The sequence below is a fragment of the Mesorhizobium sp. B1-1-1 genome (assembly GCF_006442955.1).
Classification (GTDB): Bacteria; Pseudomonadota; Alphaproteobacteria; order Rhizobiales; family Rhizobiaceae; genus Mesorhizobium.
On record NZ_VFWW01000017.1, the window covers coordinates 42,463 to 66,630 of the forward strand.

A 24,168-nucleotide genomic window follows, 5' to 3' on the forward strand; every position below is an offset into this window, starting at 1 on the left:
TTATCGGGGGCGCGGCTTTGGCAAATCAACGTCAGCGCGCCGGGTCCGCCCTTAGAAAAGCGCCTTCAGCTCCGGCAGTTTGTCATTGACCAGCCAGCCGTAATAATTCTCCTCCGGCAGCTTCACAGGCTCGCCGGCGGCGCTGCGCTTGTCGTTCTCCGCCTTCAGCGCATAGGCGCGTTGCTCGGGATTGCCGACATTGTAGAGCGTGGCGGTCAGGCCCGGATTGCCCGAAATATCGAAGCCGGCAATGCTCTTGTAGGCGTCGATCGATTTCCGGATCGTCGCGGCGACATAAGGCAGCGTCAGGTCGGGATCCATGATGGTCTTGTAGACCGCATTGGGATCGCCAACGTCGAGCTTCGGCAGGCCCGAAACCTTGTGCACGAGATCGCTCATCTGGAGCGCGGTCAGCGGATTGAGCTGGCCGAGACCAAAGGTCTGGCCGGCATAGTAAGGCTGGAAGAAAGTGGCGCCGAATCGGTCGTTGGGAAAGTCTTCGCCGCCGACGGTCTTGCCGCGGAACGAACGGTTCCACACCTGCTCGCGGCATTCCCACAAATCGTAACTGTCGGACATCCCAGCGCATTTCCTGAATTCCGGCCGCTGCACGAAATCCGTGATGTCCTCGCCGTCATAGGCGAAGGACAGCTTGCTGGAGAGATAGGAGATCGCCTTGACGTAGTAGGTCTGCAGCCGGTCGTAGGCGTCGACATTGTAGGTGTGCTCGCCGACGATGGCGCCGACAATGTGCATTGGATCGATGCCGTAGACGCTTGCTGCCTTCTTGATCTTGCCGCGCAGGTCGGCGTCGTTCTGCAGCAGCGCATAGACCTTGCGGTATTTTGCCTGGAACGTGGTGTTGGTGGCCTGCGTGCGCCGGCTCGAGGCTCCCGGAATGCTGGGCTGCTCGGCATTGCGGTTTCCCGGCGGCACCAGGGTTGCCGCGTCGGCGCCGAACAGCGTTGCCGCCAGCGTCAAGCCGAGAATGACTGGGATGAGTTTTTTCATGCGCCCCGCCGCCTAGAGAATTGCCGCGCAAACTAGGTAAAGCTCCTGGTCGAGTCGAGAGCGGCCCTGCGCTCGGCAGAACGAAAGGTGGCCGAATGATACCATCCGGCCACACATGATCCATTCGCCCGACAGGCGCCGGAACGATCCGGCGCGCGCCTGCTCAAAGAATGAAGCGCGACAGATCGGTGTTCCTCGACAAGTCGCCGACATGTTTCTCCACATAGGCGGCGTCGATGGTCACCGCAGTGCCGTTGCGGTCCGGCGCGTCGTAGGAGATCTCGTCCAGCACGCGCTCCATCACCGTCTGCAAACGCCTCGCGCCGATGTTCTCGACGCTGGCGTTGAGGTCGACGGCGATGCCGGCCAGCGAATCGATGGCGTCGTCGGTGAAGTTCAGGTCGACGCCTTCGGTCTTCATCAGCGCGATATACTGCTTGATGAGGCTCGCTTCCGTCTCGGTCAGGATGCGGACGAAGTCCTCTTTCTCCAGCGCGCGCAATTCGACGCGGATCGGCAGGCGGCCCTGCAGCTCTGGCAAAAGGTCGGACGGCTTCGAGACGTGGAACGCACCCGATGCGATGAACAGGATGTGATCCGTCTTCAACGGCCCATATTTGGTCGCCACCGTGGTGCCTTCGACCAGCGGCAGCAAGTCGCGCTGCACGCCTTCGCGCGAAGGGCCGCCGGAGATGTCCGACCGGGCCGCAATCTTGTCGATCTCGTCGAGGAAGACGATGCCGTCATTTTCCGCGGCGTCCAGCGCCCGGCGAACCACCTCGTCCTGGTCGAGCAGCTTGTCGGACTCGTCGTTGACCAGCAGGTCGTAGGATTCCTTCACCGTCGTCTTGCGCAATTTGGTCTTCTTGCCGCCCATTGCCTTGGACAGCATGTCGTTGATATTGAGCACGCCGATATTGGCGCCCGGCATGCCGGGAATCTCGAAGCCGGGCATGCCGCCATTGCCGGTGTCGGACACTTCGATCTCGATCTCCTTGTCGTCGAGTTCGCCCTCGCGCAGCTTCTTGCGGAAAGAATCGCGCGTCGCAGGGCTGGCAGTCTTGCCGACCAGCGCCTCCAGCACGCGTTCCTCGGCGTTGACATGGGCGCGCGCCTTGACGTCCTCACGCATCTTCTCGCGCACCAGGCCGATGGCGACCTCGACGAGGTCGCGCACGATCTGCTCGACATCGCGGCCGACATAGCCGACCTCGGTGAATTTGGTTGCCTCGACCTTGACGAAGGGCGCACCGGCCAGCCGCGCCAGGCGGCGCGAGATTTCGGTCTTGCCGACGCCGGTCGGCCCGATCATGAGAATGTTCTTCGGCATCACCTCTTCGCGCATCTGGCCTTCCAGCTGCTGGCGGCGCCAGCGGTTGCGCAAGGCGATGGCCACGGCACGCTTGGCGTCTTTCTGGCCAATGATGAAGCGGTCGAGTTCCGAAACGATTTCGCGGGGAGAAAATGTGCTCATATCACTAAATTCCACTTTGCCACTGCTTGATGGCCTCGAACGGATGCAGCAGCATGATCACGTTGAGTGTCAGATTGTCCCGGATAAGGTAGCCCGTACCCAGTTCGAAAAGGATGGCGAGGCTGACGATCACCCATATAGGTAGCCTTCGCGCCATCACAAATCCCAGCACCATGGCCAGCGTGTCCGACACCGAATTGATGATGCTGTCGCCGTAATAGTCGAGCGAGATGGTGCCGGCGCGGTAGCGCTCTATGATGAACGGGCTGTTCTCGATCAGCTCCCAGCCGCCTTCTATGAAGACGGCGAAAGCCAGCCGCAAGCCAACCGGCGAACGCGGAAACAGGAACCTGGCCAGCGCATAGAACAGGAAGCCGTGGATGATGTGCGAGAACGTGTACCAGTCCGATATATGCTGGGAATTCTCGGAACTGTTCACCACGCCGTGCCAGAGCTTGACATAGCCGCAGGTGCAGATCGGCGGATGCCCCATGCCATAGAGGGCTCCGGCCTGGAAAATGACTAGGGCGAGCACGAGCAGAAGCCCCATCCGCCAGCTGTCTTCATAGGCCGAGAGCGTGCTGTCCTCGCCAACTGCGTTCATCCGTTAATTCCCCGCTTCCCCGTTGTCCGCTTGCGTGTCGTGCGCATCGATTGCCATCAGCAAGACGTCGCCATATCTGGATTGCCGGCGATCAATTGCGCGGAATCCCGCCTTTTCATAGGCGCGGATGGCGCGGCCATTGGATGGGTCGGGATCGATGATGACGCGCGGCACGCCTTCCTCGAACAACTGCTCGACGAACTGGCGCACCATCGCCGAGCCATGGCCGATGCCGACCAGTTCCGGCCGGCCGATCGACAGGTCGATGCCGAGCGTCCCGAACGGCTGGTCGGCATAAGGGTGGTCTTCTTCCAGGTGTGGATCGTAGCTTTGCAGGTAAGCGATAGGCGTGCCGTCGAGTTCCACGATCAGCGGCTCGACGGAAATTGAATCGATATGATCGCGAATCTCGGCGATTTCCGTCTCTGGATCGTCCCACCATTGAGCGACATGCGGTTCGGCGAGCCAGCCGGCGATCATCGGCAGGTCCTTCTGGGTCACCGGCCGAAAATCGTAGCTATGTTCGTGTCTTTCCATGATCTTCTCCGAAGCCGGCCTCCATTTTTCGCTTGCGCGGTCTTTCGGATCGGGATCATGGACGCCGGCCTGTTTCAGGCGGCATCGAGTGTTTCGACGACGAAATTGTTGTTGGTGTAGACGCAGATGTCGGAGGCGATCTGCATCGCCTTGCGCGCGATCTCCTCGGCATCCTTGTCTGTGTCCATCAAGGCGCGGGCCGCAGCCAGCGCATAGTTGCCGCCTGAACCGATGGCCATGACGCCATGCTCGGGCTCGAGCACGTCGCCGGTGCCGGTCAGCGCCAGCGAGACCGACTTGTCGGCCACCAGCATCATCGCTTCCAGCCGGCGCAGATAGCGGTCGGTGCGCCAGTCCTTGGCGAGTTCGACGCAGGCGCGCGTCAACTGGTCGGGATATTGTTCGAGCTTGGCTTCGAGCCGCTCCAGAAGCGTGAAGGCGTCCGCCGTGGCACCGGCGAAACCGGCGATCACGTTGCCATCCTTGCCGATGCGGCGCACCTTTCTCGCGTTGCCCTTCATGATGGTCTGGCCAAGGCTGACCTGGCCATCGCCGGCGATCACCACCTTGTTGCCCTTGCGCACCGTCACGATAGTCGTGGCGTGCATGGTCAGTTCATTGGACATTTGCTGCTCCGATTCGCGCCATCCCTCAAAAGGCGATTGGCGCAGTACGAGTGACTTTGATCGGCCCATATGTATGCATGGGGGCGGTGATTGCAAACGCTCGATACCGACCCGGATGGCAACTGGCAATCGCCGGATCATGCTGCTAGAAGGCTTTCGTTTTCAAGCAGGCGAACGCCTGAAGCGCTTAAACTCACGGACAAGGACAAGGCCATGTCGCCCCGTTCCGCCGAAATCAGCCGCAAGACCAGGGAAACCGACATTGCCGTGTCGGTCCATGTCGACGGCTCCGGCAAATCGGACATCGTGACCGGCGTCGGCTTCTTCGATCATATGCTCGACCAGCTTGCGCGCCATTCGCTGATCGACATGACCGTTCGGGCCACGGGCGACCTGCACATAGACGACCACCACACGGTCGAGGACACCGGCATCGCGCTCGGCCAGGCGCTGGCCAAGGCGCTGGGCGAGCGGCGCGGCATCATGCGCTATGCCTCGATCGATCTTGCCATGGACGAGACGCTGACGCGCGCGGCAATCGATGTCTCCGGCCGTCCCTTCCTGGTGTGGAACGTTTCGTTTTCCTCGCCCAAGATCGGCACCTTCGACACCGAACTCGTGCGCGAGTTCTTCCAGGCGCTGGCACAGAACGCCGGCATCACGCTGCATGTCACCAATCACTATGGCGCCAACAACCACCACATTGCCGAAACCTGCTTCAAGGCGGTGGCGCGTGCGCTGCGGACAGCACTGGAGCGCGATCCGCGCCAGCCGGACGCGGTTCCCTCCACCAAGGGATCGTTGAAGGGATAGGTCATGGCCAGCTATGTGGTGATGGAACCGCCGGGCCCTGGCGAAAAGGCAGATGCGACGGCGCTTGTCCGCGACGGCTTCACCTGGCTCGGCCTGCTGGTGCCGCCGCTGTGGTTCGCCTGGCATCGGCTGTGGATCGAAGCGGCACTCACCTTCATTGTCATGGCGGTGCTTTCGATGCTTGGCGAAAGGCTCGGTCTCGGGTTGGCTGGTTCGCTGCTGTCCCTGCTTGTCTCGCTCTATGTCGGCTTGGAAGGGCAGGCGCTGCGCATCGCGGCGCTCCGCCGCCGCGGCTGGCGTGAATGGGGGGTGGTCGAAGCCGGTTGGCTCGACGATGCCGATGCGCGCTTTGCCCTGGAGGCCGAGCGGCATGCGGATGGAGCCGAGCCTGTGCCGCGCATGGTGCCGGACGCCGCCCTGGCGCGCCCGGCGCAGCCGGGCATGGCGTTGGGGCTGACCCACATTCCGGGAAGGCGCTGACATGCGCGTTGCGATCATCGATTACGGCTCGGGCAATTTGCGCTCGGCCACCAAGGCCTTCGAGCGCGCGGCGCGCGAGGCGGGCATCGCCGCCGGCATCGACCTGACCGCCGACGCCGAGCGGGTGCGCACGGCCGACCGCATCGTGCTGCCCGGCGTCGGCGCCTATGCCGATTGCGCGGCCGGCCTGCGTGCCGTCCCCGGCATGTGGGAAGCTGTCGAGGAAGTCGCCATCGCCAAGGGGCGTCCTTTCCTCGGCATCTGCGTCGGCATGCAGCTGATGTCGCAGCGCGGCCTCGAAAAGACGATCACCGATGGCTTTGGCTGGATATCAGGTGACGTGAAGGAGATCACGCCGGCCGATCCGGCACTCAAGATCCCGCAGATCGGCTGGAACACGATCGAGCTGATGCGCAAGCATCCGCTGTTCTCCGGCGTTCCAACCGGGCCAACCGGCCTGCACGCCTATTTCGTCCATTCCTATCATCTCGATGCGCGCAAGCCCGACGAGGTGCTGGCGATCGCCGACTATGGCGGCCCGGTAACGGCGACCGTCGCCCGCGACAATCTCGTCGGCACGCAGTTCCACCCAGAGAAGAGCCAGGCGCTGGGCCTCGCCCTGATCACCAATTTCCTGCGCTGGAGGCCTTGAGGAGCCATGAGCAAGAAGGGCTATTGGATGGCGATGATCGATGTTCGCGATCCCGATCTGTACAAGCGGTATATCGAGGCGAATGCCGTTGCCTTCGCCAAGTACGGCGCGAAATTCGTCGTGCGGGCGGGACGCCACGAGAGCCCGGAAGGGCCAACCGGCAACCGCCACGTCTTGGTCGAGTTCGAATCCTACGCCAGGGCGGTCGAATGCTATCATTCGCCGGAATATCAGCAGGCCTCGAAATTCCGGCTTGCCGCCTCGACCGGCCATTTTGTCATTGTCGAAGGCGCCTGAGAAAATGATCCTGTTTCCGGCAATCGACCTCAAGGACGGCCAGTGCGTGCGCCTCAGGCACGGCGACATGGCGACCGCGACCATCTACAACGACGACCCGGCCGCCCAGGCAAAGGCATTTGAAGAGCAGGGCTTCGAATGGCTGCATGTCGTCGACCTCAATGGCGCCTTCCAGGGTCAGAGCGTCAACAGCGCCGCGGTCGGCGCCATCCTCAAGGCGACCAAGAACCCGGTGCAGCTCGGCGGCGGCATCCGCACGCTCGAGCAGATCGAGGACTGGCTCGACCGCGGACTGGCCCGTGTCATCCTCGGCACGGTGGCCGTGCGCGATCCGGACCTGGTCAGGCAGGCCTGCAAGGCCTTTCCGGGCAGGGTCGCCGTCGGCATCGACGCCAAGGGCGGCAAGGTGGCGGTCGAGGGCTGGGCCCAGGCGTCGAGCCTTGGCGTCGTCGAACTGGCCAGGAAATTCGAGGGCGCCGGCGTCGCCGCCATCATCTACACCGACATCGACCGCGATGGCGTGCTGACCGGCATCAACTGGGATGCCACGATCAGCCTCGCCGACGCCGTGTCGATCCCGGTCATCGCCTCTGGAGGCCTCGCCTCGATCGCCGACATCGTGCGCATGACCATGCCCGACGCGCAAAAGCTCGAAGGCGCGATCTCCGGCCGCGCCCTTTACGACGGCCGCATCGATCCGGCCGAAGCATTGGCGATCCTGAAAGGCGCGCCCCCGGTGGAGATGCGATCTTGAAAGTCTCGATCATCCTGGCCTCCTATGACAGCGGCCATTATCATGGCGGCATGGGGCAGGGGCCGGACGCGCTGATTGCGGGCGGACTGGTCGAAGCCCTGACCATGGCCGGCCACGATGTCGCGGTCGAGGATATCGGCAGGGTCGGCGAGATTCAGGAACGCGAGATCGCCACCGGCTTCGCCGTCTGCAACGCCGTCTCTGGCGAGGTCCGCATCGCCCGCGACAGGGGACGCTTTCCCATCGTGCTCGCCGGAAACTGCCTGACATCAGCCGGCGCCGTCGCCGGCGAGGGCGCGGACGCGATCATCTGGGCCGACCAGCATGGCGACCTCAACACGCCCGAGACATCCACATATGGCTTTCTCGACGGCATGGCGCTGGCCACCGTGCTTGGCCTGTGCTGGCGCCCGATGGCGGCGGCAATTCCCGGCTTCCAGCCGATCGATCCGTCGCGCTGCGTGCTCGTCAACGCTCGCGATCTCGACCCGGACGAGAAACAGCTTCTGGAGGCATTGCCGGTGATCCGCACGGAATGTCCGGGAGCGGCAGCGGCAACCGAAAAACTCAAGGCCGCCGGCGCTAAACGCGTGCACTTGCATCTCGATCTCGACGTGCACGACCCTGAGGCGCTGCAGGCCAACCGCTATGTAGCGCCGGGCGGGCCGAACCCGGAACAATTGCGCGACGCGACCTGCGCTATGGCGCTTGCGGTGCCGATCGTCGGCATCACCGTTTCCGCCTACGATCCGGCTTTCGATGCGCAGGCCGATGTGCCGCCGCTGGTCGGGCAGCTGCTCAACGATCTCATAGCCACGATAGAAGGCCGCTGATGCTGAAAGCCCGCGTCATCCCCTGTCTCGACGTCAAGGGCGGCCGCGTCGTCAAGGGCGTCAACTTCGTCGATCTCGTCGATGCCGGCGACCCGGTCGAGGCCGCCAAGGCCTATGACGCGGCCGGCGCCGACGAGCTTTGCTTCCTCGACATCACCGCGTCATCGGACAATCGCGAGACCATCTTCGATGTCGTCGCCCGCACGGCCGAGCAATGTTTCATGCCGCTCACCGTCGGCGGCGGCGTACGCCAGGTCGCCGATATCAGGAAATTGCTCCTGGCCGGCGCCGACAAGGTGTCGATCAACACGGCGGCGGTCAAGAACCCGGATTTCGTCGCCGAGGCCGCCGACAAGTTCGGCAACCAGTGCATCGTCGTCGCCATCGACGCCAAGAAAGTGTCGGGCGCCAGCGAGGCCGACCGCTGGGAGATATTCACCCACGGCGGACGGGAAAAAACCGGCATGGATGCGATCGAATTCGCCCGGAAAATGGTCGATCGCGGTGCCGGCGAGATCCTGTTGACCTCGATGGACCGCGACGGCACCAAGGCCGGTTACGACATCGCGCTGACCCGCGCGGTATCGGACGCGGTGCGCGCCCCGGTGATCGCTTCGGGCGGTGTCGGCACGCTCGACCATATGGTCGAAGGCATTCGCGACGGTCATGCAGGTGCCGTGCTGGCGGCCTCCATCTTCCATTTCGGCACCTATACGATCGCCGAGGCCAAGGCCCATATGGCGCAAGCCGGCCTGCCGATGCGGCTGGACTCCTCGGGCGATCGGCCCTAGAGGCTTGCGGCTAAGAAACAGGGCCAAGGCGCCATGACTGAGTTTTCACTCTCCGACCTGGAGACAATCGTCAGCGAACGCGCCCATTCCGGCGATCCGGACTCGTGGACCGCCAAGCTTTACGCGCGCGGCATCGAGAAGGCGGCGCAGAAGCTCGGCGAAGAGGCGGTCGAGACGGTGATTGCCGCCATCAAGAGTGACAAACAGGCGCTCGTTTCGGAAAGTGCCGATCTTATATATCATTGGCTCGTCGTCCTCGGCATTTCGGGTGTGCCGTTGGACGACGTGCTTAGGGAGCTCGAAAGCCGCACCGGGCGTTCGGGTATCGCCGAGAAGGCGTCACGGTCCAAGCGCTGACCGCGAGGAGGGCAGGAATCTCGATGGATCAGCTCGCACCGACCGAGAAATATTCCCCCTTTCGCTTTTTCTCGGCCGAGCAATGGTCGCAATTCCGCGCCGACACGCCGCTGACGCTGAGCGAGGATGAATTCCGCCGCCTGCGTTCGCTGAACGATCCAATCGATCTCGAAGAGGTCAAGCGCATCTATCTGTCGCTGTCGCGGCTTCTGTCGGCGCATGTCGAGGCCAGCCAGCTGCTGTTCCGGCAGCGCCAGGCTTTCTTCAACGCCTCGGACGTGGTCAAGACGCCCTTCATCATCGGCATCGCCGGTTCGGTCGCGGTCGGCAAATCGACCACGGCGCGCGTGCTGAAGGAGCTGCTCGCGCGCTGGCCGTCCAGCCCCAAGGTCGATCTCATCACCACCGACGGTTTCCTGCTGCCCAACGAGGTACTGCGCCGCGAAAACCTGATGGAGCGCAAGGGCTTTCCCGACAGCTACGACGTCGGCGCGCTGCTGCGCTTCCTCTCGGGCATCAAGTCGGCGCTGCCAGATATCCGCGCGCCGGTCTATTCGCACCTCACCTATGACGTCATCCCCGGCGAGTTCGTCACCATCGACCGGCCCGACATCCTGATCTTCGAGGGCATCAATGTGCTGCAGCCGGGCAAGCTGCCGCAGGACGGCAAGATCGTGCCTTTCCTGTCCGACTTCTTCGACTTCGCCATCTACATCGATGCCGACGAGAAGCTGATCCACGAATGGTACATTTCCCGCTTCATGCGGCTGCGCGAGACCGCTTTCCGCAATCCGGAATCGTTCTTCCATCGCTATTCGCAACTGTCGGAGGATTCGGCACGGGCGATTGCCGAAGGCCTGTGGACCAACATCAACCTGAAGAACCTGCGCGAAAACATCCTGCCGACACGCGCCCGCGCCGACTTGATCCTACGCAAAGGCGCCGACCACCTGGTCGAGGAAGTGGCGCTGCGCAAGCTTTAGCTGGCGCGATTAACGGCACTTTAGGCTATCCGAGCTAGTTTCCGATGCAATCTTAATGGGATCGCAAGCAGCTATGCCTCTGTCCCAGTTTCGATCATGACCTTTAATCTTTTGCGGAGGCTCGTCCTTTTAGAGGCAATCATATGAGCTTGTCGGGCGCAAGAACGTTCGATGCGATGGTCGCATCCCAGTACCGTATCGGCAGTCTGCGGCAATTCTCGCTCGTTGGACTGGTCGTCGTGATCTCCTTTTTCATGCCTTGGACAGCGGGTGACAACACCGATGTGAGTTGGATAATCATTATCTGCGAGAAGATTTTTTCTGGTCAGAAACTCTATGTCGACATTTTAGAAACCAACCCGCCTTTTTCGGTCGCTCTGTATATCGGACCAGTGTGGTTGTCCCATAGGTTGGGAATTTCGCCGGAATTGGCGATCGAATATTTCATCTATCTTATCTTCGTCGTTTCGATTTTGTTGTCGGCCCTTGTGATCGAGAAAGGCAGGATCTTTGTCGATCTCAGAACCCAGTGGGTCTATCCCATGCTCGCGGTTCTGCTTCTGATCATGCCAGGGAATATTTTCGGACAACGCGAGCATATCGGTATGATGCTGTTCATGCCGATGCTGTTCCTGATGATGTGGCGTTCCAACGATAGTCCAGGCCAGCATATACCATTTGCACTTGCATTCACCGTTGGGCTGGCGGCAAGCGTGTTGCTGCTCGTTAAGCCCCACTGGGCACTTGGCATCGCACTGCCTTATCTTGTCATCGCCTGGCGAAGGCGGTCGCTTCTGGCCTGCCTGACTGTTGAGAATATCGTCATAGGCGCGATCTGCACGGGGTATCTCGCCAGCGTGCGAATATGGTTCCCAGAATTTCTTGATACATTCTTGCCTTTGCTGATGCGCTACTATGTCAGTCTGCGGGCCAACATAAATATTCTGTTGGCGCTGCCGACCTTTGCGGTGTTCGTCGTTTTTATAGCCTTCCAGATGCGGAAATCTGCTTGGCGAAGTGATGTGGCAATTGCGGTAACAAGTGGCGCAGGCTTCTTTGTCTCAATGGCATATCTTGGCAAATATTGGCCCAATCACCAGTATCCGTATCAGCTTGCGTTGCTGGTCGCGATGCTGTTGGCTGTTGCATCGCGACGGCAAAAAGTGCTCGCGCTTTCAGGAGAAGAAGCGGCCTCGGAGCGCGCCAATGCGAGACTTCATTCTAGCGCCGCCTTTGCTGTGGTTGTCGCTCTCACGGTAACGCACCACCAGTTTTACCAGATGCCGGAAAAGAGCCTGGTCGATGCAATCAGGGCCCGATACTCCTCGCCGTCCATTGTTCAGGTCAGTTCGGATCTTTCCGTCGGGAATCCGCTGGCGAGGATGGTCAATGGCCGTTGGCTTTCAGCCTACGCTCATGATTGGGTTGGCGCCCATGCGCTTTGGGGTTTGATGAAAGGCAACTATCACGGCGAAGACGAACGAATAGCGCGGCACGACCTCGACAACTATACGCTTTATGTCAACTCCTTGATCCGCGACAACAAGCCGGACATCATCCTTGTCGATCGCTTGGACAAGAAGAAATCCGTGTTGTCGTTGGCGGCGAATTATCCTCCAATATGGACTACCTGGATGCGTCAGAACGCTGACTTCCAGGCCTTGATGAGCAATTACGAAGAGATCGCGCTAGGAGACTACATCGAGGTCTATGCGCGGCGCAGCAGTGCTCACTGACCCCTCGTCACCCGCCGCAGCGTCAGATTGATCCTGCCGCCATTTTTCAGCAGCGCCGAGGTCGAGGGGTAGATGCGGTCGACGCCGTGAAAGCAGAGGCGTCCTTCGCCGCCGAGCACGACGACGTCGCCGCTCTTCAGCCGGAACGACCGGGTCGCCCCCTCGCGCGTCGTCTGGCCGACCCTGAACAGGCAGTCGTCGCCCAGCGAGACCGAGACGACGGGTGCTGAGAAATCCTCCTCGTCGCGGTCCTGATGCAGACCCATCTTCGCATCCGGCGCGTAGAAATTGACCAGGCATGCCTGCGGCGGATGCGGGTAGGCCGAGACCTCTCGCCACAACCGCATCAGCACATCCGGGATCGGCGGCCACGGCGTCCCTGTCACGGGGTGCGTCGGCTGGTAGCGATAGCCGCGTTCCTTGTCGGTGACCCAGCCGAGCGGGCCGCAATTGGTCATGCGCACGCTCATTTCCTTGCCGGTGCGCGGCATGGCCGGCACGAATAGCGGCGCCTGCTGGACGATGCCTCTCACATCCTCCACCAGCGCCTCCTGCACGTCGCGGGACAGATAGGCCGGCATGTGGCGGACGCCCTTGGGCAGAACGAGCATGAGGTCGGTCGCTAGCTCCGTTTCGTCGGTTCGAGCATGCCATCTGAAAATGAAAACGGCGACCCGAAAGCCGCCGTTCCCGAAAAATTCGCGTCTCCCTTGATCAGGTGAGGTCTGGAATGCGCAGGACCTGCCCCGGATAGATCTTGTCGGGATGGGTCAGCATCGGCTTGTTGGCCTCGAAGATGACCGTGTTCTTGGCGCCCTTGCCCTTGCCATAGCTTTTCTCGGCGATCTTCCAGAGATTGTCGCCCTTCTGGACGGTGTAGAAGGTCGGTTCCTTGGCCGCGGCCGCCGCCGAACCGGAGGCCGGCGCGACCTGCAACTCGTCCGCCTGCACCTTGGAGACGCCTAGCGTGTTGCCGACGGCGATGACCGCCTTTTCGAAAACCGACTGGTCCTTGACCACGCCCTTCAGCACCGCCGTGTCGCCCTGGACGACGACCTGCACGCCGTCGGTACCGAGCTTGTGCGAATCGAGTTCTTTCTTGAGCGTATCGGCGCTGGGTGCCGCTTCCTCGTCACCGCCTATGCCGAGCTTTTTGCCGACGCTCTTGACGAAATCGAACATACCCATCTCCAGGTCTCCTTGCTGTGGCAATGAGTAAACCTTGCATCTGCAAAGCGAAATTGAAAGCGGGTTCACGCGCGCGATTGGTGTGTTGCTTAATCGTTCTCTACCCGGCCGCGCAGTTTCTTGATGGTGCCGCGTCCGGCCTTGCTCTTCAGCCGCCGTTCGACCGCGCCTTTCGACGGTCTCGTCTTCTTGCGCGGCGGCGGTGGCGGCTCGGCCGCCTTGGCGACCAGCGCCGTCAGCCGCGCCCGTGCATCCGCCCGGTTCTGCTCCTGCGTGCGGAAGCGTCCGGCCTCGATGACGATGACGCCGTCCTTGGTGGCGCGCTGGCCGGCAAGCCTGATCGTGCGTTCGCGCACGCGCTCCGACAGGCCGGGTGCGTTGCGTGCATCGAAGCGCAGCTGCACCGCCGTCGCCACCTTGTTGACGTTCTGCCCGCCGGGGCCGGAGGAGCGGATGAAATCCTCGTGCAGATCACCCGGATGGATCACGGCATCGTCGGCAATGATGATTGTATCGTCGCTCGTCATGCCGCAGTCATGGCGCGGCGCACGAAAAAAGAAAAGGCCCGATCGGGACCGGGCCTTGCGAGGATGGCTGAGCCTGGCGGACGATTATTCCGCCGCTTCCCGCATGTGCGGCGCCGCGCCGAGGACGGAGGCGTCGACATGGCTTTCGAACTTCTCGAAATTGACGGCGAACATGCCGACCAGCCTTGCCGCTTGCCGGTCATAGGCCGATTTGTCGGCCCAGGTCGATCGCGGGTCGAGGATGGCGGCGTCGACGCCCGGCACCGCCACCGGCACCTCGAAACCGAAATTGGCGTCGGTGCGGAAACCGGTCGTCTTCAGAGAGCCGTCGAGTGCCGCGGCAAGCAGCGCGCGCGTCGCCTTGATCGGCATCCGCCTGCCTGTGCCGTAGGCGCCGCCAGTCCAGCCGGTGTTGACCAGCCAGCAATCGGCACCGTGCTGCGCGATCAGCTCGCGCAGCAGATTGCCATATTCCGAGGGATGGCGCGGCATGAACGGCGCGCCGAAACAGGTCGAGAACGTCGCTTCGGGCTCGGTCACGCCCTTCTCCGTTCCGGCCACCTTGGCCGTGTAGCCGGACAGGAAATGATACATCGCCTGCGCCGGGGTCAGTCGTGCGATCGGCGGCATCACGCCGAAAGCGTCGGCGGTCAGCATGATGATGTTCCGGGGATGGTCGGCGCGCCCCGTCTTGCTGGCATTGGGTATGAAGTCGAGCGGATAGGCGCAGCGCGTGTTCTCGGTGAGCCGGCTGTCGTCGAAATCCGGCACGCCATGGGCGTCGAGAACGACGTTCTCCAGCACCGTGCCGAAGCGCTGCGTGGTGGCGAAAATCTCAGGCTCCGCTTCCGCCGACAGCTTGATGGTCTTGGCATAGCAGCCGCCTTCGAAATTGAAGATGCCGTGCGGCCCCCAGCCGTGCTCGTCGTCGCCGATCAGCGTGCGCGACGGATCGGCCGACAGCGTCGTCTTGCCGGTGCCCGACAGGCCGAAGAAAATCGCGGCGTCGCCGCCAGCGCCCTCATTGGCCGAGCAGTGCATCGGCATCACGCCCTTGGCCGGCAGCAGGTAGTTCAGCATTGTGAATACCGATTTCTTCATCTCGCCGGCATAGGAAGTGCCGCCGATCAGGACGATCTTGCGGGTGAGGTCGACGGCGATCACGGTTTCGGTGCGGGTGCCGTGGCGGGCGGGGTCGGCGCGGAAGGAGGGCAGGTCGATGATCGTCATCTCGGGCACGAAATGGTCGAGCTCCGCAGCTTCCGGACGGATCAGCAGGTTGCGGATGAACAGCGAATGCCAGGCAAACTCGGTGATGACCCTGGTGGGCAGCTTCAGCTCATGGTCTGCGCCGCCGACAAGGTCCTGCACGTAGAGATCCTTGTCCGCGGCGTGCGCCCGGAACTCTTCGAGCAGCGTCTCGAACTGGTCCGGCGAGATCGCCTTGTTGTTGTCCCACCAGATGTCATTCTCGGTGGCGCCGTCGCGGACGACGAACTTGTCCTTGGGCGAACGGCCGGTGTGCTGGCCTGTTTCGGCGACCAGCGCGCCATGTGCGGTCAGCCGCGCTTCGCCGCGCCTGATTGATTCCTCGTAGAGGGCGGGCGCCCCGAAATTGTAGCGCACCAGGCCAGAGGTTCTGAGACCGATACGATCGATCGCGCAGGCAGGATTGCGTTTGCCGACTTCCGACATGGGTGACCCTTCTCCGATTTGCCGCATCTTTGCCGGCGCCTTTCCGGCACGCCCACTACGCGAGCTTAGATGGTCAGAACCAGAAAAGCCGAATGATATCAAATCATTAATCGATTTAAATATTTTGAAAGTTGTTTAAATCGTTTATATGTGCAAAAAGTTTCGTGGTTGCCCAAAGGATTGGCGGCGCTGGTTCGTCCAATCCATATCGAGGTGCGATCGTGGCCGCCGGCATGCCGCCCGTGACAGCGGCGAAGGCCTATGCCACATTTTGTACCTAATTTGTCCTGCAAAAGCCCCTTCTCTACCAAAGAAGGGACAGCTCATGAGGGAGCCGCTTGAAATGGCAACAATCGCGCTTGTCGATGACGACCGCAACATTCTGACCTCGGTGTCGATCGCCCTCGAATCGGAAGGCTATCGCGTCGAAACCTACACGGATGGTGCGTCCGCGCTGGAAGGCCTGGCGGCGCGCCCGCCGAATCTCGCCATCCTCGACATCAAGATGCCGCGCATGGACGGCATGGAACTCTTGCGCCGGATGCGCCAGAAATCCGACCTGCCGGTCATCTTCCTGACCTCCAAGGACGACGAGATCGACGAGCTGTTCGGCCTCAAGATGGGCGCCGACGACTTCATCCGCAAACCCTTCTCGCAGCGTTTGCTGGTCGAGCGGGTGCGCGCGGTGTTGCGTCGTGCCAGCGCCCGTGAGGCCGCGGCAAAAGCGCCCAGCCAGCAGGCGCGCTCGCTCGAGCGCGGCCAGCTCGTCATGGACCAGGAACGCCACACCTGCACCTGGAAAGGCGAACCGGTGACGCTCACCGTCACCGAATTCCTGATCCTGCATTCGCTGGCACAGCGCCCCGGCGTCGTAAAAAGTCGTGATGCGCTGATGGATTCGGCTTATGATGAGCAGGTCTATGTTGACGACCGTACCATCGACAGCCACATCAAGCGGCTGCGCAAGAAGTTCAAGGCCGTCGACGACGACTTCGAGATGATCGAAACCCTTTACGGAGTCGGATACCGGTTCCGCGAGGCGTGAATAGGCGGGTAGGCAATAGAGAATAGTCGGTAGTCAGTTTTGAATGGTGCGAGCGGCCACCCGTGCATCGCCGCGATCTCAGCCAACCATTTCTCTATTCGCTACCCGCTACTCACTAATACTAAGCAGGGAACTGCTGTTCGATGGCAGTGGAAGCACAGCGGAGCAGATCGGCGGGCGTTGCAAGGCGGCCGGCGCGCATCATGCCCGCGTTCCTGTCGAAGCTCACCGTGCCCATGCGCCGCTTCCTCGGCCATCACATCTTTTCCAGCCTGACGCGGCGTATCCTCTTCCTCAATCTCGCCGGCCTCGCAGTCCTGGTCACCGGCATTCTCTATCTCAACACCTTCCGCGACGGGCTGATCGACGCCCGCGTCGAAAGCCTGATGACCCAGGGCGAGATCATCGCCGGCGCGATCGCCGCCTCGGCGACGGTCGAGACCGATTCGATCAGCATCGATCCGGAAAAGCTGCTTGAGCTGCAGGCCGGCGAAAGCCTGGGACCGGGCTCCGACCAGCTCGACAATCTAGATTTCCCGATCAATCCCGAGCGCGTCGCCCCGGTGCTGCGCCGGCTGATCTCGCCGACCCGCACCCGCGCCCGCATCTACGACCGCGACGCCAATTTGCTGCTCGATTCGCGCCATCTCTATTCGCGCGGGCAGATCCTTCGGTACGATCTGCCCCCGGTCGACGAGGAAGAGCCCGACCTTGTCGAACGCATCCAGAAGTTCATCTTCGACTTCTTCCGCAACACCGATCTGCCGGTCTATCACGAGCAGCCGGGCGGCAATGGCGCCGCCTTCCCGGAAGTGGTCAAGGCGCTGACCGGCAGCCCGTCGACCATCGTCCGGATCAGCGAACAGGGCGAGCAGATCGTTTCCGTCGCGGTGCCGATCCAGCGCTTCCGCGCCGTTCTCGGCGTGTTGATGCTGTCGACCGAAGGCGGCGACATCGACAAGATCGTCGCCGCCGAACGCAAGGCGATCCTGCGCGTCTTTGGCATCGCGGCGCTCGTCACCGCCATCCTGTCGATGCTTCTGGCCTCCACCATCGCCAATCCGCTGCGCCGGCTGTCGGCGGCGGCCGTGCGGGTACGGCGCGGCGTCAAGAGCCGCGAGGAAATTCCTGATTTCTCCGACCGTCAGGACGAGATCGGCAATTTGTCGATTGCCGTGCGCGACATGACGAACGCGCTCTATGCCCGCATCGAGGCGATCGAGAGCTTCGCCGCCGATGTTTCCCATGAATTGAAGAACCCGCTGACCTCGCTGCGCAGCGCGGTGGAGACCTTGCCGCTGGCCAAGAACGACAATTCGCGCAGCCGGCTGATGGAGATCATCCAGCACGACGTCAGGCGGCTGGACCGCCTCATCACCGACATTTCGGATGCCTCCCGTCTCGACGCCGAGCTGGCGCGGGATGACGCGGGGACCGTGGACCTGAAGAAGTTCATCACCGACCTCGTCGCCGTCTCGCGTGAAACGACGCGCAACAAGAAGGCGGTCGAGATCGAGCTCAGGGTCGCCAAGCTGCCGCAGGGCGTCAAGGGCTATTTCGTCGTAGGCCACGACCTGCGCATCGGCCAGGTCATCACCAACCTGATCGAGAACGCCCGCTCCTTCGTGCCAGAGGAGCGCGGCCACATCATCCTGTCGCTGGCGCGCACCGGCAAGTTCAACATCCTCACCGTCGATGACAATGGTCCCGGCATCCGCGCCGACAACATCGACCGCATCTTCGAACGTTTCTACACCGACCGGCCCGCCGGCGAGGCGTTCGGCCAGAATTCAGGCCTTGGCCTGTCGATATCCAGGCAGATCGTCGAGGCCCATGGCGGCACGCTGACCGCCGAGAACATCCCCGGCACCAAGCCAGGCGAGATCAAGGGCGCCCGCTTCGTGGTTACGCTGCCGGCCGAAGTATGATCCCGAAAAGTGGGAACCGGTTTTCGGATCAGATCATGCCTCATGCAAAAATGATCCCGGATATCGCGGCCTTACGGCCGTCATCCTCGGGCTTGTCCCGTGGATCCGCCGCACAGCGTGGCTATGGTGCGAACACTATTGGAAGACCTGCAGATCCTCGGGATGACGGCGTTGGATCAGGATTTCCGAAATACACAAGCGGGCACGCTCATGCAGCCTGAAAACATCCACGCAACGGCCATCCTGATCGGCGAGCGCGGCGTTCTCGTCAGCGGCGCATCCGGTTCGGGCAAGACGACGCTGGCGCTGGCGCTCATTGACCATTGCCACCCGCGAGGCTTGTTCTCACGGCTCGTCGGCGACGACCAGCTTTTCGTCATGGCACATGCGGGACGGCTGGTGTGCCGCGCGCCCGCCGCGATCGAGGGCCTGGTCGAGGTGCCCGGGCTCGGTCCGCGATCCGTGCCGTTTGAAGCGGGTGCCGTCATCGATCTGCATGTCAGGCTTTTGCCGGCCGGCGAAGTGGCACGCTTTCAGGAGGATGCCGACGACACCATCGCCGGCTGCCTGGTGCCGCGGATTGACGTTGCGGAACGCAATATTGCCGCTGCCTTGCCCGCCGTGATGGCGCATCTGTCGATCGCGCCTTTTCTATGATGCGACCGGGTTTTTTGCTGCAATGCGTCAAAATGGCATGGGCCGGCGCAATTTTGGGCTTGTCAACGAGCCGCACGTCGACAAGATAGCGCTCCCGCCGCCTGGAATGGCTGGCGAGCATAAAATGCGCCTGTGAAGCGGCGATGACGGGAGCCACCAAAGAATGATCGGACTCGTGCTTGTAACGCACGGTCAACTGGCCACCGAGTTCCGACATGCCGTGGAACATGTCGTCGGGCCACAAGACAATTTCGAAACCGTGGCGATCGGGGCTGACGACGATATGGAGCAGCGCCGGCGCGACATCGTCGACGCCGTTGCCCGTGTCGACACCGGGGCGGGCGTGATCGTGTTGACCGACATGTTCGGCGGCACGCCTTCGAACCTTGCCATTTCCGTGATGGAGTCCGGCCGCACCGAGGTGATCGCCGGCATGAATTTGCCGATGCTGATCAAGCTCTCCTCGATCCGCAAGAGCGACAACATGGCAGCGGCCCTCGACGAGGCGCAGGCGGCGGGGCGCAAATACATCAATGTCGCCAGCCAGCTCCTGAGCAGCAAATGAGCACGATGTCGTCGGAAAAGGACCAGATCGTCCGCGAATTTCCGATCGTCAACCAGCGCGGCCTGCACGCGCGCGCCTCGGCCAAGTTCGTACAGCTCGCCAGCGGCTACAACGCGTCGGTCCATGTCGAGAAGGACGGCGTCAAGGTCGGCGGCACCTCGATCATGGGTCTGATGATGCTGGCTGCAAGTCCGGGTTATTCGATTCGCGTCACCGCCAGCGGTCCCGAAGCGCTTGAGGTCATGAATGCGCTGGAGCAGCTGGTGGCGTCCCGCTTCGGCGAGGAATGCTGATCCCTTACCTTCGCATGAAAGACATGCAGGGATAAAGATTTCTTTATATCCCATTGTCGTCTTGACGCCGATCTGCTAGTCAGGCGGGCAATTCGCGCCCTTCGACGCGCCTGCCGGCGCGGGCGCATCCGCAAACAATTCAATAGCGTAACAATTCGCATCGGAGCACTGCCATGACGGGTAGCAAGGACTATGTGGTCGCCGACATCTCGCTTGCCGGCTGGGGCCGCAAGGAAATCGAGATCGCCGAAACCGAAATGCCGGGCCTGATGGCCTGCCGCGAGGAATTCGGCTCCAAGAAGCCGCTCAAGGGCGCGCGCATCACCGGCTCGCTGCACATGACCATCCAGACCGCGGTGTTGATCGAGACGCTGAAGGCGCTCGGTGCCGATATACGCTGGGCTTCCTGCAACATCTTCTCGACCCAGGACCATGCGGCTGCTGCCATCGCCGAGGCCGGCATCCCGGTCTTCGCCGTCAAGGGCGAGACGCTTGAGCAGTACTGGGACTACACCGACAGGATTTTCCAGTGGGCCGACGGCGGCACCTCCAACATGATCCTCGATGATGGCGGCGACGCCACCATGTACATCCTGATCGGCGCGCGCGCCGAGGCCGGCGAGGACGTGCTGTCCAATCCGCACAGCGAGGAGGAGGAATATTTCTATGCGCAGGTCAAGAAGCGCATGAAGGCTTCGCCCGGCTTCTTCACCAAGCAGAAGGAAGCGATCCGGGGCGTCACCGAAGAGACGACCACCGGCGTCAACAGGCTCTACCAGCTGCAGAAGAAGGGCTTGCTGCCTTTCCCGGCCATCAATGTCAACGACTCCGTCACCAAGTCGAAATTCGACAACAAATATGGCTGTAAGGAATCGCTGGTCGACGGCATCCGCCGCGGCACCGACACCATGATGGCCGGCAAGGTCGCCGTCGTCTGCGGCTATGGCGACGTCGGCAAGGGCTCGTCCGCCTCGCTGAAGGGCGCCGGCGCCCGCGTCAAGGTCACCGAGGTCGATCCGATCTGCGCCCTGCAGGCGGCGATGGACGGCTTCGAGGTCGTCACGCTCGAAGATGCCGCACCCACCGCCGACATCGTCATCACCACCACCGGCAACAAGGATGTCGTCACCCTCGACCACATGCGTTCGATGAAGGACATGGTGATCGTCGGCAACATCGGTCACTTCGACAACGAGATCCAGGTGGCATCGCTGCGCAACCTGAAATGGACCAACGTCAAGCCTCAGGTCGACATGATCACCTTCCCCGATGGCAAGCGCATGATCTTGCTGTCGGAAGGCCGCCTGCTCAACCTCGGCAACGCCACCGGCCATCCAAGCTTCGTCATGTCGGCGTCCTTCACCAACCAGGTGCTGGCGCAGATCGAGCTGTTCACCAAGGGCGAGCAGTACCAGAACCAGGTCTACGTGCTGCCCAAGCATCTCGACGAGAAGGTCGCGCGCCTGCATCTCGACAAGCTCGGCGCTCGCCTGACCGAACTGTCGGGCGAACAGGCAGCCTATATCGGCGTGACCCCGCAGGGTCCGTTCAAGCCGGAACACTACCGCTATTAACCAAAGCTGAATTTACTACCAGATATTGACGCCGGGCGATTGACTTTTCGCCCGGCTTTATTTTTGCGCCGAATGATTCTTCACGCCGATTCCAGCAGGCGCTATTGTTGTGATTCGCGGTCCGGGGACGAGGACCGGCGTACGCATCAGGGCGGTCTTGCATTCAGGCGGCGAAGAGGACCAAGACATGCCGGGGGATAACCCGCTTTGCGCGGGACGGGCCGTTTCCGGCGGCCATGACGATTCGAGGACTACCGGCTCCGCCACGCGAGGCGGGCGCCCTTCATGGCGCGCGCGCGCCGGACTGTTCCTTGCCGGCTCCGCACTTGGCTGGCCTTTGGCCGGCACGGGGGCCCACGCCCAGGCTGCTGGTGCGGAGGCCGCCGGCCTATCGGTGAGCACGGTCGAGGTCGTGCAGCTTGCCGTCTTTGTCGGAGTGATGGGAGCGGCATTCCTGTCGGCCATCGTTCTGATCCGGGAGAGAGCGCGCACCTCGGCCGAAAATGTCGAGCTCAGGAGCCGCATCGCGGACATCAACGCGGCGCTGCGCCGTTCGGAGGCGCTGCTCAACTTGCGCGACCAGCGTGTCGTCGTCTGGGCCTCGGAGAACAAGAAACCCGAGCTCATCGGCACGCTGCCGGTCGAAAGCGGCGCGCCCGAGGAGCGGGCCGCCTTCCTTGCCTTCGGCCGCTGGCTGATGCCGCGCTCGGCTGCGGCACTCGAGCATGCCGTCGCGGGGCTGCGCGAAAGAGCCGTGTCCTTCGACCTCGTCATCGAAACGCAGACCGGCGCTCCGCTGGAAGTGCATGGCCGCAAGAGCGCGGCGCATGTGCTGGTGCGGTTCGTTTCTCTTTCCGAGACGCAACGCAGCCAAGCCCGGCTGAAGATCGAAAACCAGCGGCTGGCCGCCGACCATGATACGATGATCGGCCTGCTCGAGGCGCTGAAGATGCCGGCATGGCTGCGCGGCGAGGACGGCCGCCTGAGATGGGTGAACCGGGCCTATGCCGAAGCGGTCGAGGCCGAAAGCGCGGAGATGGCCGTCCGCGACGCCAAGGAATTCCTCGGCGGCCAGGCGCGCGACGCGATCGCTGCCCAGCACAAGTCGCACCCGGTCTTCGAACAGACGCTTTCCACGGTGATCGAAGGCGACCGCCGCGTTTTCGCGGTGACCGATTTCGCCGGCGCCGACGGTTCGGCCGGGCTTGCCTGCGACACCAGCGCCATCGAAACGATCCGCAGCGAATATGAGCGCACCGTGCGCAGCCACGCCGACACGCTCGACCAGCTCAACACGGCGGTCGCGATCTTCGACACCGACGAGAAGCTGCGCTTCTTCAACCAGGCTTTCCAGAAGCTCTGGGGCCTCGATGCAGGCTTCCTGCACAGCGCGCCCGATAACGCTTTGCTGCTGGATCGGCTGCGCAGCGAGGGCAAGATCGCCGAGCAGCCGGAGTGGCGTCGCTGGAAGGAAGGCCTGCTCGGCGCCTACCGCGCGGTGGAATCGCAGGAGCATTGGTGGCACCTGCCCGACGGCAAGACCATCCGCGTCGTCGCCAACCCGCAGCCCAAGGGCGGCGTCACCTGGGTGTTCGAGAACCTGACCGAGAAGATGGACCTCGAAAGCCGCTACCGCACCGCGGTGCGGGTCCAGGGCGAAACACTCGACAACCTCGCCGAAGGCGTGGCGGTGTTCGGTCCCGACGGCAGGCTGCGTCTGTCGAACCCGGCATTTGCTACTTTGTGGGGCCTGGACGCCGAAACCGCCCGGCCCAATGTCCATGTTTCCGCAATCCGTGAGCTTTGCGACCTGCAAGCGATCGACAGCCCGTGGGGCGGCTTCGTCGCCGCCATCACCGGCTTCGACGACGAGCGCCGCGACCGCCACGGTCAGACCGAGCTCAACAACGGCACCGTGCTGCGCTACGCCGTGATCCCCCTGCCCAACGGGCAGGTGATGATGACCTTCGTCGACGTTACCGACAGCGTCCGTGTCGAACGCGCGCTCAAGGACAAGAACGAGGCGCTGGAGAAATCCGACCAGCTCAAGAACGAATTCGTCCAGCACGTGTCCTACGAACTGCGCTCGCCGCTGACCAACATCATCGGCTTCACCGAACTGCTGTCGCTGCCGGTCACCGGTCCGCTGACGCAGAAGCAGCGCGAATATGTCGAGCATGTCGGCTCGTCGTCCTCGGTGCTTTTGACCATCGTCAACGACATACTCGACCTTGCCACGGTCGATGCCGGCATCATGCAGCTCGACATTTCCGAGGTCCATGTCGACCGCACGATCGCCGCCGCCGCCGAGCTGGTTGCCGACCGGCTGGAAGAGCATTCAATCAGGCTCGAGGTCGATGCCGCGGCGGCGCCGAAGACCTTCCACGGCGACGAAATCCGCATCCGCCAGATCCTCTACAACCTGCTCAGCAACGCCGCCAACTACGCGCCGGAGGCCAGCGCCATCCGGCTCGCCTGCCGTCAGTTGGCGGACGGTGTGGAATTCTCGGTCCATGACGATGGACCCGGCATGCCGCCCGACGTGCTTGACTCGGTGTTCCGCCGCTTCGAGCCGCGCGCCAATGGCGGCCGCCGGCGCGGCGCCGGGCTCGGACTGTCGATCGTCAAGAGCTTCGTCGAGCTGCATGGCGGCAGCGTCCGCATCGAAACCGGCAAGGACAAGGGCACGACCGTCATCTGCACCTTTCCCGACATGCCGGGCATCCGCGCCGCGGCCGAGTAGCGCAC

26 protein-coding genes are annotated in these 24,168 nt (G+C 62.5%); 17 read left to right on the forward strand and 9 right to left on the reverse strand.

Going from position 1 to position 24,168, the window contains the following annotated elements; all coding sequences use genetic code 11:
- Positions 1 to 51: 51 nt before the first annotated feature.
- From FJ986_RS27905 to hslV, 5 genes are all read right to left on the reverse strand, one after another.
- A complete protein-coding gene (locus tag FJ986_RS27905) occupies positions 52 to 1,011 on the reverse strand; it encodes a DUF1402 family protein (RefSeq protein WP_140676528.1) in 960 nt (319 codons plus the stop codon).
- Between the two features lie 163 nt (positions 1,012 to 1,174).
- Positions 1,175 to 2,485, reverse strand: coding sequence for an ATP-dependent protease ATPase subunit HslU (gene hslU, locus FJ986_RS27910; RefSeq protein WP_140676531.1), 1,311 nt, complete (start codon positions 2,483 to 2,485; stop codon positions 1,175 to 1,177).
- Between the two features lie 4 nt (positions 2,486 to 2,489).
- On the reverse strand, positions 2,490 to 3,089 hold the full coding sequence (locus FJ986_RS27915; protein WP_140517739.1) for a DUF2585 domain-containing protein: 600 nt from the start codon (positions 3,087 to 3,089) through the stop codon (positions 2,490 to 2,492).
- 3 nt (positions 3,090 to 3,092) lie between these two features.
- Entirely contained in the window at positions 3,093 to 3,626 is a 534-nt protein-coding gene (locus FJ986_RS27920; protein WP_140676534.1) for a GNAT family N-acetyltransferase, read from the reverse strand.
- A 74-nt stretch (positions 3,627 to 3,700) separates the two neighbouring features.
- Positions 3,701 to 4,252 (reverse strand): ATP-dependent protease subunit HslV, encoded by a 552-nt coding sequence (hslV, locus tag FJ986_RS27925; RefSeq protein WP_140582985.1) that lies wholly within the window; start codon positions 4,250 to 4,252, stop codon positions 3,701 to 3,703.
- Between the two features lie 213 nt (positions 4,253 to 4,465).
- Between hslV and hisB the strand changes: the two genes are divergently transcribed.
- The 10 genes from hisB to FJ986_RS27975 all read left to right on the forward strand — a co-directional run bounded on the left by hisB (position 4,466) and on the right by FJ986_RS27975 (position 11,948).
- Positions 4,466 to 5,065 (forward strand): imidazoleglycerol-phosphate dehydratase HisB, encoded by a 600-nt coding sequence (hisB, locus tag FJ986_RS27930; protein ID WP_140625509.1) that lies wholly within the window; start codon positions 4,466 to 4,468, stop codon positions 5,063 to 5,065.
- Positions 5,066 to 5,068: 3 nt separating this feature from the next.
- Positions 5,069 to 5,545, forward strand: a complete 477-nt coding sequence (locus FJ986_RS27935; protein ID WP_140524116.1) for a DUF2628 domain-containing protein — start codon at positions 5,069 to 5,071, stop codon at positions 5,543 to 5,545.
- A 1-nt stretch (position 5,546) separates the two neighbouring features.
- Positions 5,547 to 6,197, forward strand: coding sequence for an imidazole glycerol phosphate synthase subunit HisH (gene hisH, locus FJ986_RS27940; protein WP_140491209.1), 651 nt, complete (start codon positions 5,547 to 5,549; stop codon positions 6,195 to 6,197).
- 6 nt (positions 6,198 to 6,203) lie between these two features.
- Positions 6,204 to 6,494 (forward strand): DUF1330 domain-containing protein, encoded by a 291-nt coding sequence (locus FJ986_RS27945; protein WP_140524112.1) that lies wholly within the window; start codon positions 6,204 to 6,206, stop codon positions 6,492 to 6,494.
- A 4-nt stretch (positions 6,495 to 6,498) separates the two neighbouring features.
- Complete coding sequence (gene hisA / locus FJ986_RS27950) at positions 6,499 to 7,248, forward strand: 1-(5-phosphoribosyl)-5-[(5-phosphoribosylamino)methylideneamino]imidazole-4-carboxamide isomerase (RefSeq protein ID WP_140676537.1); 750 nt, start codon at positions 6,499 to 6,501, stop codon at positions 7,246 to 7,248.
- The gene (locus FJ986_RS27955) at positions 7,245 to 8,081 is read left to right on the forward strand and encodes an arginase family protein (protein WP_140561765.1); all 837 of its coding nucleotides are present in this window, start codon (positions 7,245 to 7,247) and stop codon (positions 8,079 to 8,081) included. The genes hisA and FJ986_RS27955 overlap by 4 nt, the downstream gene beginning before the upstream one ends.
- Positions 8,078 to 8,872: an imidazole glycerol phosphate synthase subunit HisF gene (gene hisF / locus FJ986_RS27960; protein WP_181170860.1), complete on the forward strand. Its 795-nt coding sequence runs from the start codon at positions 8,078 to 8,080 to the stop codon at positions 8,870 to 8,872. The genes FJ986_RS27955 and hisF overlap by 4 nt, the downstream gene beginning before the upstream one ends.
- Positions 8,873 to 8,905: 33 nt before the next feature.
- Positions 8,906 to 9,229 carry a phosphoribosyl-ATP diphosphatase gene (locus FJ986_RS27965; protein WP_140582992.1) on the forward strand — a complete coding sequence of 108 codons (324 nt, stop codon included), beginning with the start codon at positions 8,906 to 8,908 and terminating at the stop codon, positions 9,227 to 9,229.
- Between the two features lie 23 nt (positions 9,230 to 9,252).
- Positions 9,253 to 10,212 (forward strand): type I pantothenate kinase, encoded by a 960-nt coding sequence (gene coaA, locus FJ986_RS27970; protein ID WP_140491197.1) that lies wholly within the window; start codon positions 9,253 to 9,255, stop codon positions 10,210 to 10,212.
- A 143-nt stretch (positions 10,213 to 10,355) separates the two neighbouring features.
- Positions 10,356 to 11,948: a hypothetical protein gene (locus FJ986_RS27975; RefSeq protein WP_140676540.1), complete on the forward strand. Its 1,593-nt coding sequence runs from the start codon at positions 10,356 to 10,358 to the stop codon at positions 11,946 to 11,948.
- On the opposite strand, the gene FJ986_RS27980 is transcribed toward FJ986_RS27975, so the two are convergent.
- The 4 genes from FJ986_RS27980 to FJ986_RS27995 all read right to left on the reverse strand — a co-directional run bounded on the left by FJ986_RS27980 (position 11,942) and on the right by FJ986_RS27995 (position 15,358).
- The gene (locus tag FJ986_RS27980) at positions 11,942 to 12,559 is read right to left on the reverse strand and encodes an alpha-ketoglutarate-dependent dioxygenase AlkB (protein ID WP_140524103.1); all 618 of its coding nucleotides are present in this window, start codon (positions 12,557 to 12,559) and stop codon (positions 11,942 to 11,944) included. The two genes, FJ986_RS27975 and FJ986_RS27980, sit on opposite strands and share 7 nt — an antisense overlap.
- Positions 12,560 to 12,662: 103 nt before the next feature.
- On the reverse strand, positions 12,663 to 13,136 hold the full coding sequence (lysM, locus tag FJ986_RS27985) for a peptidoglycan-binding protein LysM (protein WP_140491191.1): 474 nt from the start codon (positions 13,134 to 13,136) through the stop codon (positions 12,663 to 12,665).
- An 89-nt stretch (positions 13,137 to 13,225) separates the two neighbouring features.
- Positions 13,226 to 13,663 (reverse strand): alternative ribosome rescue aminoacyl-tRNA hydrolase ArfB, encoded by a 438-nt coding sequence (arfB, locus tag FJ986_RS27990; RefSeq protein ID WP_140491189.1) that lies wholly within the window; start codon positions 13,661 to 13,663, stop codon positions 13,226 to 13,228.
- An 84-nt stretch (positions 13,664 to 13,747) separates the two neighbouring features.
- Positions 13,748 to 15,358, reverse strand: coding sequence for a phosphoenolpyruvate carboxykinase (locus tag FJ986_RS27995; RefSeq protein WP_140563523.1), 1,611 nt, complete (start codon positions 15,356 to 15,358; stop codon positions 13,748 to 13,750).
- Positions 15,359 to 15,701: 343 nt separating this feature from the next.
- Here FJ986_RS27995 and FJ986_RS28000 point away from each other — a divergent pair, with 343 nt between their 5' ends.
- The 7 genes from FJ986_RS28000 to FJ986_RS28035 all read left to right on the forward strand — a co-directional run bounded on the left by FJ986_RS28000 (position 15,702) and on the right by FJ986_RS28035 (position 24,163).
- Positions 15,702 to 16,403: a response regulator transcription factor gene (locus FJ986_RS28000; protein ID WP_010912942.1), complete on the forward strand. Its 702-nt coding sequence runs from the start codon at positions 15,702 to 15,704 to the stop codon at positions 16,401 to 16,403.
- 143 nt (positions 16,404 to 16,546) lie between these two features.
- On the forward strand, positions 16,547 to 18,331 hold the full coding sequence (locus tag FJ986_RS28005) for a sensor histidine kinase (protein WP_140676543.1): 1,785 nt from the start codon (positions 16,547 to 16,549) through the stop codon (positions 18,329 to 18,331).
- Between the two features lie 210 nt (positions 18,332 to 18,541).
- Positions 18,542 to 18,988 (forward strand): HPr kinase/phosphorylase, encoded by a 447-nt coding sequence (locus FJ986_RS28010; protein WP_140524428.1) that lies wholly within the window; start codon positions 18,542 to 18,544, stop codon positions 18,986 to 18,988.
- A 163-nt stretch (positions 18,989 to 19,151) separates the two neighbouring features.
- The gene (locus tag FJ986_RS28020) at positions 19,152 to 19,553 is read left to right on the forward strand and encodes a PTS sugar transporter subunit IIA (RefSeq protein WP_140628767.1); all 402 of its coding nucleotides are present in this window, start codon (positions 19,152 to 19,154) and stop codon (positions 19,551 to 19,553) included.
- A complete protein-coding gene (locus tag FJ986_RS28025) occupies positions 19,550 to 19,846 on the forward strand; it encodes an HPr family phosphocarrier protein (protein WP_140491179.1) in 297 nt (98 codons plus the stop codon). The genes FJ986_RS28020 and FJ986_RS28025 overlap by 4 nt, the downstream gene beginning before the upstream one ends.
- Positions 19,847 to 20,019: 173 nt before the next feature.
- Positions 20,020 to 21,420, forward strand: a complete 1,401-nt coding sequence (gene ahcY / locus FJ986_RS28030; RefSeq protein ID WP_140517752.1) for an adenosylhomocysteinase — start codon at positions 20,020 to 20,022, stop codon at positions 21,418 to 21,420.
- A 187-nt stretch (positions 21,421 to 21,607) separates the two neighbouring features.
- Entirely contained in the window at positions 21,608 to 24,163 is a 2,556-nt protein-coding gene (locus FJ986_RS28035; protein ID WP_140676548.1) for a PAS domain-containing sensor histidine kinase, read from the forward strand.
- The last annotated feature ends 5 nt before the right edge of the window (positions 24,164 to 24,168 follow it).